The sequence below is a fragment of the Azospirillum thermophilum genome (assembly GCF_003130795.1).
GTDB classification, from domain to species: domain Bacteria; phylum Pseudomonadota; class Alphaproteobacteria; order Azospirillales; family Azospirillaceae; genus Azospirillum; species Azospirillum thermophilum.
The window spans coordinates 634,137-645,000 of the sequence record NZ_CP029356.1; the positions used below are offsets into that span (position 1 = coordinate 634,137).

Annotated in this window: 10 protein-coding genes (1 of these 10 running past the window's edge); 4 read left to right on the forward strand and 6 right to left on the reverse strand. The window is 68.1% G+C overall.

What is annotated here, in order from left to right; genetic code table 11:
- Positions 1 to 96: 96 nt before the first annotated feature.
- Complete coding sequence (locus DEW08_RS24020) at positions 97 to 336, reverse strand: hypothetical protein (RefSeq protein WP_109331980.1); 240 nt, start codon at positions 334 to 336, stop codon at positions 97 to 99.
- A 285-nt stretch (positions 337 to 621) separates the two neighbouring features.
- On the opposite strand from DEW08_RS24020, the gene DEW08_RS24025 reads away from it, so the two are divergent.
- Positions 622 to 831, forward strand: coding sequence for a hypothetical protein (locus DEW08_RS24025; RefSeq protein WP_109331981.1), 210 nt, complete (start codon positions 622 to 624; stop codon positions 829 to 831).
- A gap of 4 nt (positions 832 to 835) precedes the next feature.
- Here the strand turns inward: DEW08_RS24025 and DEW08_RS24030 are convergent, their stop codons facing one another.
- Positions 836 to 1,879, reverse strand: a complete 1,044-nt coding sequence (locus DEW08_RS24030; protein WP_109331982.1) for an MBL fold metallo-hydrolase — start codon at positions 1,877 to 1,879, stop codon at positions 836 to 838.
- A 289-nt stretch (positions 1,880 to 2,168) separates the two neighbouring features.
- On the opposite strand from DEW08_RS24030, the gene DEW08_RS24035 reads away from it, so the two are divergent.
- Together DEW08_RS24035 and DEW08_RS24040 are read left to right on the forward strand one after the other, a co-directional pair.
- On the forward strand, positions 2,169 to 3,197 hold the full coding sequence (locus DEW08_RS24035; RefSeq protein WP_109331983.1) for an OmpA family protein: 1,029 nt from the start codon (positions 2,169 to 2,171) through the stop codon (positions 3,195 to 3,197).
- A 182-nt stretch (positions 3,198 to 3,379) separates the two neighbouring features.
- Complete coding sequence (locus DEW08_RS24040; protein ID WP_109331987.1) at positions 3,380 to 4,018, forward strand: response regulator transcription factor; 639 nt, start codon at positions 3,380 to 3,382, stop codon at positions 4,016 to 4,018.
- On the opposite strand, the gene DEW08_RS24045 is transcribed toward DEW08_RS24040, so the two are convergent.
- Positions 3,995 to 5,440: an ATP-binding protein gene (locus DEW08_RS24045; RefSeq protein ID WP_245986955.1), complete on the reverse strand. Its 1,446-nt coding sequence runs from the start codon at positions 5,438 to 5,440 to the stop codon at positions 3,995 to 3,997. The two genes, DEW08_RS24040 and DEW08_RS24045, sit on opposite strands and share 24 nt — an antisense overlap.
- 185 nt (positions 5,441 to 5,625) lie before the next feature.
- On the opposite strand from DEW08_RS24045, the gene DEW08_RS24050 reads away from it, so the two are divergent.
- Entirely contained in the window at positions 5,626 to 6,063 is a 438-nt protein-coding gene (locus tag DEW08_RS24050; RefSeq protein WP_109331988.1) for a DUF4383 domain-containing protein, read from the forward strand.
- Between the two features lie 37 nt (positions 6,064 to 6,100).
- Here DEW08_RS24050 and DEW08_RS24055 read toward each other — a convergent pair whose 3' ends face one another.
- The 3 genes from DEW08_RS24055 to DEW08_RS24065 form a co-directional block, all read right to left on the reverse strand.
- On the reverse strand, positions 6,101 to 6,787 hold the full coding sequence (locus DEW08_RS24055; protein ID WP_109332395.1) for an RluA family pseudouridine synthase: 687 nt from the start codon (positions 6,785 to 6,787) through the stop codon (positions 6,101 to 6,103).
- Positions 6,788 to 6,849: 62 nt separating this feature from the next.
- Positions 6,850 to 8,487 carry a fumarate hydratase gene (locus tag DEW08_RS24060; RefSeq protein ID WP_109331989.1) on the reverse strand — a complete coding sequence of 546 codons (1,638 nt, stop codon included), beginning with the start codon at positions 8,485 to 8,487 and terminating at the stop codon, positions 6,850 to 6,852.
- A 216-nt stretch (positions 8,488 to 8,703) separates the two neighbouring features.
- Positions 8,704 to 10,864: the 3' portion of a Pls/PosA family non-ribosomal peptide synthetase gene (locus DEW08_RS24065; protein WP_342760799.1), read on the reverse strand. Its footprint extends 1,823 nt past the window's final position; 2,161 of the gene's 3,984 nt are visible here — the last part of the coding sequence; the start codon falls outside the window, past its right edge — the gene reads right to left on this strand; the stop codon is at positions 8,704 to 8,706.

A 10,864-nucleotide genomic window follows, 5' to 3' on the forward strand; every position in this document is an offset into this window, starting at 1 on the left:
CCGGGTGGTGTGGCAGGGGTGCGACCTTCTCGGGTCGCCCCCTATGCCGATTGGCACGGCCTTCCGGAGAAAGCGTCGGACTGCCGGCCGCCGTCATCAGGTCATGGCATGGTCGCCGACCGGCCCCGGTCTCTTCGTGACGGTCGCGATCATGGAAGGTCGTTCGGCCAGCAGCTTCTCGGCCGTGCGCGTCACATCGCGCCAGAAGGCCGCTGCCCGAATGTTGTTTGCAGCCGTGAGTTCGACGAGGCGAACCCGGCTGATGCGGACCGCGGCCTCTCCCAGTTCATCCACCAGGCGAGTCGCGAGAACGAGCACGTCGTGATCGGTCTTCATGACCTACACAAACCCCGCAGACCAAGGTTTGTTCCGCCTCGCTTTCAAGGCGGCGGGGAGACTCTTCGGGGCTGCCCCTTCGGGTGGTGGCAGTAGGCCGATCAGAGCCTTTGTTGCGAAGAGGCAACGATCAGCCGCCGCTTGCCCCGTGTCTCACAACCGACACTCGCCTTATCCCGTCGGTTTGGTGTTTGAATGGCGTGTGCGCTGCGGCATCCTGTGACCGTCGTATCCGGTGGACCGCGGCGTGCCGAGGATCGGGTTCCAGGGTTTTGGAGAGTGCTCATGCGCAGGAAGCGCGACGTTGCCGAAGGTCAACTGTTCCGGAAGCTCGGCCCCGGCGGAGGCATCTGGGAGGTGATCGCCGTCCGCAAGGACGGGATGGGCACGCAGCACGCCCAGCTCAAGCGGATCGACGACCCCAAGACGCTGAAGACCCTGTCGGTCTCCGCCCTGCTCGACTCCCAACAGTTCGAGGCGGTGGCCGAGGCCTGACCGCTCAGCCGGCCCGCCGGTAGACGTCGACCCCATCCTCCCGCAGCCGGCGGGTCAGCCGGCCATCGCGCCAGAGGTGGTTCAGGTGCGCGATGGTCTCTCCCATGGCGAAGACCATCTGGTGGGTGTCGAGATCCGGCCGGAACAGCATCGCCGCCACCTCGACCGCCGTCCGCCCGGTGGAGCAGAACTCCAGCACGTCCGCCAGCCGCTCCTCGTGGTGGGCGCCGAGCTCGTCGAGCCGCGCCCGCAAGCCGCGGAACGGCAGGCCGTGCGACGGCAGGACCAGCGTCTCCTCCGGCAGGGCGCGAAGCTGGGCGAAGCTGCCGAGATAGTCGGCCAGCGGGTCGGCGTCCGGCTCCGACGGCCAGACGCTGATGTTCGGGCTGATGCTCGGCAGGAGCTGGTCACCGGGGATGAGCAGCCCCGCCGCTTCGCTGTACAGGCAGACCGGCTCGGCCGTGTGGCCCGCCCCGATCAGCACCTGCCAGTCCGCACCGCCCACCGTCAGCCTGTCGCCCGCCCGCAGCCGGCTCATCACCACCGGCACATGCGGCACCGCCTTGCGGTATGCGTTGCGCCGGGCGAGCAGCGCGCCCCGGGTATCGGAGTCGAGGCCGGCCCGTTCGTAGAACCGCTCCGTCGCCGCGTCCAGCGCCGGCGAGGTGCCGGCGCTGAGCAGCGACGCATAGAGCCATTCCGTCAGGGAAGTGGCGAACCCGGCCCCGGTACGGTTCGTCAGCCAGCCGGCGAGGCCGATATGATCGGGATGGAAGTGCGTCGCGATGATGCGGTGGACCGGCCGGCCGGCCAGCCCACCCTCCAGCAGCTCCTCCCAGGCCTGACGGGTGCGGGGGTCGTCGAGCCCCGTATCGACGAGCGTCCAGCCTTCCTCGCCGCCGTCGAGCGCCCAGGCATTCACATGGTCCAGCCGGAAGGGCAGGGCCAGCCTGATCCACAGCACGCCCGGCGCGACCTCGACGGCCCGGCCGGATTGCGGCGGGTCGGCGAAGGGAAAGGTCAGGGCGTCTTCCTGCGGGCTGTTCATGCCGTCCGGTCCTCCGAAAGCTGGATTGCAAAATTGCAACAGCGGGAGCCTACTGACAATGGCCCTGTTGCGGGACCGCCGTGGCGTTTTTATCTCTCAATCATGGGTTTTGCCCGGCTCCCGGCCCCGCCCTTGGAACTGTCGCCCGAAACCCGCGTTTCCAGCATGGCGAAGGTCGCTTCGCTAAGGGGAAAACAACTTTCGGTTTGGTCTGACGCGCTGCAAAGCCGGTGCGTAGCTTTCCGGGAAGCGCGACGCGCCGCCGCCGTCAAGCATGGGGACAAAGAACATGACACGACGTGGCATTCTTTTCGGCACGGCCCTCGCCATCCTTGTGCCGACCACTGCGATGGCCGCTCCCGAAGGCTTCTATGTCGGCGCGGGCGCCGGCGTGAACTGGACCGAAGACGCGGACCTCAGCGACTATCCCACCGTCGGGAGCGGCTTGACCGAGAAGTTCAAGCTCGGCGGCATCGGCAACCTGACCGCCGGCTACGCCTCCGCGATGGGGCTCCGCGCGGAGCTGGAGTTCGCCTGGCGGTGGCGCAACTCGGTCAAGGAGACGCAGAGCTCCAATCCCGCGCTGAACGGGTTGAGCGGCAAGACCAGCTCGATCGCCTTCATGGGCAACGCGCTCTATGACTTCAACACCGGCACGCCGGTGACCCCCTATATCGGCCTCGGCGCCGGTATCGCGCAGGTTCGCCAGCATCTGAACGGCGTCAGCGACAAGGACTGGGTCTTCGCCTATCAGGGCATCGTCGGCGCCGCCTACAGCATGACCGACAATCTGGCGCTGACCATCGACTATCGGTACTTCGCCACGCTCGATCCCGATTTCGACCTGGGTCCGGTGACGTCGAAGGGCGAGTACCGCAACCACACCATCATGGCCGGCCTGCGCTACAGCTTCGGTGCGCCGGCACGTGCGATGCCGGCGGTGGCCACGGCCCCGGCGGCCCCGATGGAGCAGCAGCGGCCGCAGACCGAGTATCTCGTCTTCTTCGACTGGGACAAGGCGAACATCACGCCGGCGTCCGACAAGATCATCGGTGATGCGGCGGCGGCGGCCGGCCAGGTGCGGGCGGTCGGCATCCATGTGATCGGCCACACCGACACGTCGGGAGCGCCGGCCTATAACCAGAAGCTCTCGCTGCGCCGTGCCGAGGCGGTGCGCCGCGCCCTGATCGCCAAGGGCGTCACCGCCACCCAGATCACGGTCGAGGGCAAGGGCGAATCGCAGCTCATGACCCAGACCGGTCCGAACGTGCGCGAGCCGTCGAACCGCCGTGCCCAGATCCTGATCCGGGTGTCGTGACGCGGCCGGGATCGATCCTGAGCAATTATCTTCGGGCAGGGCGTCGCGAAAGCGGCGCCCTGCCGGCGTTTGCGCGGCTTTTTTGCATTCCTGTTCCGACGTTGCGCTTCGGGGGTGGCAAGACGCCCTAAGGCAGCGTATGAGGTTGTCGTGACGAACAGAATCGACGCCCGGGTCCCTTCATGCACGTTTTGATCGCCGACGATCATTCCATTGTTCGAAGTGGTCTTACGCACCTCGTGGGCGAACTGGACGAACAGGTTGCGGTCACCGCGGCGACCAGCTTCGCCCAGGTCCGCACTTTCCTGGACGGCGGCGAATCCTTCGACCTGATCGTGATGGATCTGCGGATGCCCGGACTGAACGGCCTGGACGACGTCGCGGATCTGGTGAACCGCGTCGCGCCGATTCCGGTGGTCGTCTTCTCCATGGTCGATTCGCCGGAGGAGATGCGCGCCGTCCTGTCGCTGGGGGTGCGCGCCTTCATCCCGAAGTCGACCGACGACGTGCTGGTGCTGAACATCCTGCGGCTGGTGCTGGCCGGCGGCTCCTATGTGCCGCCGGTGCTCGGCATCGCGGCGCCCACCGCCCAGCCGGCGAAGGTGGCGCCTTCGGTCTTCGACGGGCTGACCCGCCGGCAGCTCGAGGTCCTCGACCTGCTGGCCAAGGGCCTGTCCAACCAGGAGATCGGCGAGCGGCTGGGGCTGAACATCTCCACCGTCAAGACCCACGTCACCGGCGTGCTGAAGGCGCTGGGCGTCGGCAGCCGCACCCAGGCCGTGCTGCTGGTCAAGGAATCAGGCCGCGGCAGGCTCGTCTGACGTCAGCGGCACCGTCACCGAGAAGGTGGAGCCGCGACCGACGACCGAGCGGACCGACAGCCCGTGGCCGAGCAGCCGGGCGAGCCGGTCGACGATGGCGAGGCCGAGCCCGATCCCCTCGCTACGGTCGCGGTCGGGCCGCTCCAACTGGATGAACTCCTCGAAGATGCGGCGACGATCGGGCTCGGCGATGCCGCGGCCGGTGTCGCACACGTCGATGCGCAGCCGGCCGGCCTGCCGCCGGCAGCCGACCAGCACGGCGCCGCTTTCGGTATAGCGGACCGCGTTGGCGATCAGGTTGCGCAGGATTCGCTCCAGCAGGGCCGGATCGCTGAGGACGCTGGCCGAGGTCGGCACCACCCGCAGCCCGATCCCCTTGGCATCGGCCAGAACGCCGAACTCGGCCTCCAGCCGCTCGAACAACGGGCCGAGCGGGGTGGGGGCGACGACCGGCTCGACCACCCCCGATTCCAGCTTGGAGATTTCGAGGATCGAGTTCAGCAGGGCGCCCATGGATCGCTGGGCGCCGCGCAGGTCGGCGAGGACGGCGGCCGCCTTCGGGGTCTGCGGCTGGCGTTCCAGCATGCCGGTGAACATGCGGATGGCCTGCAGGGGCTGCTGCAGGTCGTGGCTCGCGTGGGCGAGGAAGCGGGACTTCGCGACATGCGCGCCCTCCGCGGCGTCCTTCGCCGTGCGCAGTTCGGCCGTGCGCTCCTGCACCTGCTGTTCCAGCGTGGCGTTGGCACGCTCCAGCGACTCCGCCATCCGGGCGATCTCGGCGAACTGGCGCTGCACGTGGCGCACCATCGGGCCGAAGATGACCGCCGCCTCGACCGCCAGCGTGGTCAGGGTCAGAAACAGCGCGAGAAGGCCCAGGCGATGGAGCATCTGGAAGCCCGCCTCGCCATCCTCCTGATAGCGCGCCACCATCTCCTCCAGCCGGGCGAGCAGGGGGCCGAGTGCTTCGCCGGTGATGCGGACGGCGTCTTCGGGGCGCAAGCTCTCCGGGCTGGCGGCCGCGGCGCGAAGCGCGGCGATGTAGGACAGCACCCGGTCGTTCAGCGGATCGGGCCCGGCGAAATAGAGGCTGCGCAGCGGGCTCGCCGCCTGCTTGCCGGAGGCCGGATCGGTCAGGCGCCGGTGGCCCTGCTCCAGCATGTCGGTCGCCTCCGTCAGCAGGGCGATGACCTGCAGCCGCTCCGTCTCGCCCGTCACATGCACCAGCCGCTCCACCAGCAGCGCGGTGCGTTGCGAGAGCATGCGCTGCCGGCCGGAGATGTTCACGATCTCCAGCATCGTCTCGTGCTGGCCGATCACCCGCTCGGTCATCAGGAAACCGGCGAGGGTGGAGATGGCGACGATCGCCAGCGCGATCCGGTAGCGCAGCGTCATCCAACTGGCGGTGGTGCTGTCGATCGGCACCTTGCGGCCCCTTCCTGTCGTGCTGGTTTACCCCATCCTGCCCGGACGGCTGCGGAATCGCCATGAGGCACAGCGCCTCCGCCGCGAATTCGTGTTGCGTCGCCCGGCGGGGGGCGGAACACCCTGCACGCCCCGGTGTTGGAGAAAGCGAAGTACACCCAGGCCCAGCCCTATGGAGAAACCCGATGTGGTGGCGTAACGTGACGTTGGTCTTCGCCGTGGTCTTCACGGCCGTCGGCCTGCTCGGATTCATTCCCTCGATGCTCAGCCCGCCGGCGGCCGGCGACACGCTGGCGATCGACTCGTTCCATGGCCTTCTGCTCGGCCTGTTCCCGGTGAACGTGCTGCACAACATCGTTCACCTGGCCTTCGGGCTGTGGGCGTTCTTCGCCTATTTCTCCGGCCGTCTGGCCTCCCGCGGCTATCTGCGGACGGTCGCGGTTCTCTACATCCTGCTGGCGGTCATGGGCATCATCCCGGGTCTGAACACCCTGTTCGGCCTCGTCCCGCTGCATGGCAACGACGTGTGGCTGCATGTGCTGATCGCCGCCGTCGCCGGTGCCGTCGGCTATCTGGTGCACGAGCCGGAAACCGATCGCGACCGCGCGACCTACCGGGCGTAATCCCCACCGCAGGGGGGAGCGTGGAGCAGGCAGCCGGTCAGGCGCCCGCCTCCTCCCGATAGCCGCAGGCTTCCAGTGCCGCCTGCATGTGCTCCGGAACGGGAGCGGTCGCACCGACCGGCTCCCGCTTCGGGTAGAGCGGCAGGGAGATTGCGCGGGAATGCAGGTGCAGCGGCTGCCCGTCCGGCCCGCCATACTGCGGGTCGCCAAGCAGCGGGCAGCCGAGCGCCGCGCAATGGACGCGGATCTGGTGGGTCCGGCCGGTGTGCGGCGTCAGTTCCAGCCAGGTGGTCCCATTGCCGCGGCCGCGCACCACATAGTCTGTCACCGCCGCCTGCCCGTCCTCGGCAGTGACGATCCGCCAGCCGCCGGTGCGGTTGCTGACCTTCTTCAAGGGCCACTCCATCCGGCCGGCGTCGGTCGGTGGGGAGCCGGCGACCACCGCCCAGTAGGTCTTGTCGACCTTGCCGTCCTGGAACAGGATGCCGAGCTTGCGCAGGGCCTTGGGGTGCCGTCCCAGGATCAGGCAGCCGGAGGTGTCGCGGTCCAGCCGGTGGGCGAGCGCCGGCGGTTTCGGCAGGCCGAAGCGCAAGGCGCTGAAGTAGCGCTCCAGATTCGGACCGCCGCCCGGTCCGGCATGGACCGGCAGCCCCGCCGGCTTGTCGAGGATCAGCATCAGCGCGTCGCGATAGAGGACGCGCGCCTGGATTTCTTCGGGTGTCATCATGCACGGGGCATCGCGGACGGACCGGCGCCGCCCCCCCTTGGGAGGGCGGCGCCTGGGCCTTACGCGAGCTTCAACTCCTTGAAGAAGTCGTTGCCCTTGTCGTCGACGATGATGAAGGCCGGGAAATCCTCCACCTCGATGCGCCAGATGGCTTCCATGCCGAGTTCGGGATACTCGATGCACTCCACCTTCTTGATGCAGTCCTGGGCCAGCCGGGCGGCGGCTCCACCGATCGAGCCGAGATAGAAGCCGCCGTGCTTCTGGCAGGCCGCGGTCACCTCCGGGCTGCGGTTGCCCTTGGCCAGCATGACCATGGAGCCGCCCGCCGCCTGGAACTGGTCGACGAAGCTGTCCATGCGTCCGGCCGTGGTCGGACCGAAGGAGCCCGAGGCGTAGCCCTCCGGAGTCTTGGCCGGCCCGGCATAGTAGATCGGGTGGTTCTTGAAATAGTCCGGCAGCCCCTCGCCGCCGTCCAGACGCTGGCGCAGCTTGGCGTGCGCCAGATCGCGGGCGACGATCAGCGGGCCGGTCAGCGACAGGCGGGTGCGGATCGGATACTGGCTGAGAGTCGCACGGATCTCGCTCATCGGCTTGTTGAGGTCGATCTTCACGACCTCGTCCGAGAGCTGGTCGGCGGTGATCTCCGGCAGATACTTCGCCGGATCGGTCTCGAGCTGTTCCAGGAAGATGCCGTCCTTGGTGATCTTGCCCACCGCCTGACGGTCGGCCGAGCAGGACACGCCGATGCCGATCGGCATCGAGGCGCCGTGGCGCGGCAGGCGGATGACGCGCACGTCGTGGCAGAAGTACTTGCCGCCGAACTGGGCGCCGATGCCCATGGCCTGGGTCAGCTTGTGGACCTCGGCCTCCATCTCCAGGTCACGGAAGGCATGCGCATCCTCGCCGCCCTGGGTGGGCAGGCCGTCCAGGTATCGGGCCGAAGCCAGCTTCACCGTCTTCAGATTCTGCTCGGCCGACAGGCCGCCGATCACGATGGCAAGGTGGTAGGGCGGGCAGGCCGCGGTGCCGAGATAGCGGATCTTGTCCTCGAGGAACTTCAGCAGCCGGTCCGGCGCCAGGACCGACGGGGTGGCCTGATGCAGGAAGGTCTTGTTGGCCGATCCGCCGCCCTTCGCCATGAACAGGAACTTGTAGGCGTCCTCGCCCTCCGCATAGATCTCCACCTGGGCGGGGAGGTTGTTGCGGGTGTTCTTCTCCTCGTACATGGAGATCGGGGCGAGCTGGCTGTAGCGCAGGTTGCGCTTCAGGTAGGCGTCGCGGGCCCCCTCGGACAGGGCCTGCTCGTCGGCACCCTTGGTCCAGACCCGGCGGCCCTTCTTGCCCATGACGATGGCGGTGCCGGTGTCCTGGCACATCGGCAGCGTACCGGCCGCGGCGATGTTGGCGTTCTTCAGCAGGTCGAGCGCTACGAAGCGGTCGTTGGCCGAGGCCTCCGGATCGTCGAGGATCTTGCGGAGCTGGGCGAGGTGGCCCGGACGCAGCAGGTGGTTGATGTCGGCGAACGCAGCCTCGGCCAGCAGGCGCAGCCCTTCCGGTTCGACCTTCAGGATTTCCTCGCCGTCGAACTCGACGACGGAGACATGGTCGGAGGAGAGCTTGCGGTACGGCGTTTCGTCCTTCGCCAGCGGAAACAGGCCGGTGGCGCCGCGGGCGGGGCTGCTGATGTCGTCGGGCATTGGGCGTTCCTCTTGAGACGGTGCTGACGGATGCCGCCCCGCTCGCCGAACCCGTGCATGACGAGATCGCACATGGCGTGATCGGCGAAAAGGGGCAGGGGCCGCGCTTGGCCCCCGTTATACACCCCCTGGGCCGGGACACAACGGGAACGGGGGCGCTGCGGCGACTTGCCGGGTGCCCCCGTTGCGGCAGTCCGCCAGCGCCCGTGATGGTCCCTAGGCGGCGGCCTTCATCGTCCCGTCGCCATGGTCCATGGACATGGCCGGTTCGGCCGGGGCGCCGACCCACTCGGTATGGGCCGGGATCTCCTCGCCCTTCATCACCAGCGTCAGCGGGCCGAGGCGGGCATAGTCGCCGACATGGGTGTCGTACAGCACGGTGGCGCCGGCGCCGACGGTCACGCCCTTGCCGACCGCGACGCGCCCGACCTTCATCACCCGGTCCTCGTACAGGTGGGTCTGCAGGGCGGACAGGGCGTTCACCGCGCTGAAATCCTCGACCGACACGCAGTCGAATTCGGTGATGTCGGTGCTGTCCATGAAGACGCCCTTGCCGAACTTCGTCCCGAACAGCCGCAGCATCCAGGGCAGCATCGGCGTGCCGCGCAGGTGATCGAGCAGGACCTTGCCGGCCAGACCCCAGTAGAGCACCGCCACCGCCTCGGTCCGCATCGCCCACCAGGACCACATCGGCTTCATCGTCGGGGTGTAGCGGCCCATCAGCGCCCACTTGGTCAGCACCACCGCCAGCACCATGGCGAGCGGGATGGCGACGCTGACCGCAATGAACTCCAGCAGGAAGCTGCCGTAGCGGCCGTCGAGGATGGCCGGGGCGAACAGCTCCACCGCCAGCGTGCCGAAGGTGATGAACAGCATCGTCGGCATCGACAGGCTGAAGGCTTCGAACACCGCGCGGCCGAAGCGCCGGGCCCTGGACGGTTCGAAGGTCCAGTTGGCCGCGACGTTGTCGAACTTCTGGCGGACCGGCAGCTTGATCGGCGGGCTGCCGAACCAGGTGTCGCCGGCGCCGATCTCGGCATTGGCCGGCGGCTTCGACTTGATGCCGATCAGCGAGCCGGTCGGGATCAGCGCCCCCGGAGGAACGACGGCGTCGTTGCCGACGAAGACGCGCGCCTCGGTCTTGACCTTCTTCAGCCGCATCCAGCCGCGCCGGACATCCTCGTCGCCCAGCACCACCTCATCGGCGATGAAGCACTTCTCCCCGATCTCGACGAGATCGTAGCGGCCGGCGAGGTTGGTCGAGATCTCGGCGTCGCGGCCGATCTTCGCCCCCATCAGCCGGTACCAGGCCCGCATGTAGACCGTGGCGTAGAGCGAGCTCAGGGTCTCCAGCATCACCTCGGTGGACAGGGCGACCACCCACTTGCGCACATAGAACCAGCTATGGACGGAGTAGGAGCCTTCCTTGACGCGCGGCAGCAGGATCCAGCGCACCGCGGCGATCAGCAGGACGGTCGCCGCCACCAGCATCATGGCGGTCGGCCAGGCGATCACCGGCAGGTAGTAGAGGTAATTGACGCCGAGCGCCGACCCGATGATGCCGTCCAGCTTGTCGAACAGGTAGAAGGCCGGGAAGATCGGGATCAGGCCGATCGGCGGCAGGCCCAGTACGGCCACCGCGTAGATCACCGTCTGCATGGCCTTGCGCAGTTTGCCGGCGGTCGCCTGCTCGGGCAGGGCCTCGCGGTCGACCATGCCGGTGCGGCGGGCCGGCGAGCCGTCCCACAGCTCATACTCGCCCGTGCGGGCGCCGGCCGGCAGCGCCGTGAGGTCGGCAAGCTCGGTCCCCTTGCCGACGACGGCGTCATGGCCGATGACGCAGGAGGTGCCGATATAGGCATCGTCCCCGATCTCGATCGTGCCGATGATCAGCTCATTGCCGACCACCTCGGCGTTGGCCATCTTGACCTTGCCGCCGATGGCGGCGCCGCGCCCGATGCTCACCAGATCGACGGCACCGGACTCGAACTCGCCGATCAGCGCGTCGTCGCCGACGCGGGCGCCGAGGATACGCAGGAACACCCGCATCAGCGGCGAGCCCTGGAACCACTTCAGGTGCAGCAGGCTGATGAAGCGCTGGACCAGCCACCAGCGGTAGTAATAGACGCCCCACAGCGGGTAGCGCCCCGGTTTGGTCCGGCCGATGATCAGCCATTTCGCGGCGACCGCGATGACCAGCGTGGCGATGTTGATCACCACATAGACTCCGAGGAGGGTGACGACCTCCTGAAGGAAGCTCGCCTCCTCGCCGGACAGCAGCATGTAGCTGACGAAGACGCCCAGCCACTGGGCGGTCATCAGCGCCAGGATGAAGGGCAGGGCGGCGGCCTGGGCGGCACCGCAGAGGAAGCGGCGC

What these genes read in the sequence shown, in the direction of transcription:
- DEW08_RS24020 (WP_109331980.1), bottom strand. Translation starts at nt 336, where the DNA reads ATGAAGACCGATCACGACGTGCTCGTTCTCGCGACTCGCCTGGTGGAT.
- DEW08_RS24025 (WP_109331981.1), top strand. Translation starts at nt 622, where the DNA reads ATGCGCAGGAAGCGCGACGTTGCCGAAGGTCAACTGTTCCGGAAGCTC.
- DEW08_RS24030 (WP_109331982.1), bottom strand. Translation starts at nt 1,879, where the DNA reads ATGAACAGCCCGCAGGAAGACGCCCTGACCTTTCCCTTCGCCGACCCG.
- DEW08_RS24035 (WP_109331983.1), top strand. Translation starts at nt 2,169, where the DNA reads ATGACACGACGTGGCATTCTTTTCGGCACGGCCCTCGCCATCCTTGTG.
- DEW08_RS24040 (WP_109331987.1), top strand. Translation starts at nt 3,380, where the DNA reads ATGCACGTTTTGATCGCCGACGATCATTCCATTGTTCGAAGTGGTCTT.
- DEW08_RS24050 (WP_109331988.1), top strand. Translation starts at nt 5,626, where the DNA reads ATGTGGTGGCGTAACGTGACGTTGGTCTTCGCCGTGGTCTTCACGGCC.
- DEW08_RS24055 (WP_109332395.1), bottom strand. Translation starts at nt 6,787, where the DNA reads ATGACACCCGAAGAAATCCAGGCGCGCGTCCTCTATCGCGACGCGCTG.
- DEW08_RS24060 (WP_109331989.1), bottom strand. Translation starts at nt 8,487, where the DNA reads ATGCCCGACGACATCAGCAGCCCCGCCCGCGGCGCCACCGGCCTGTTT.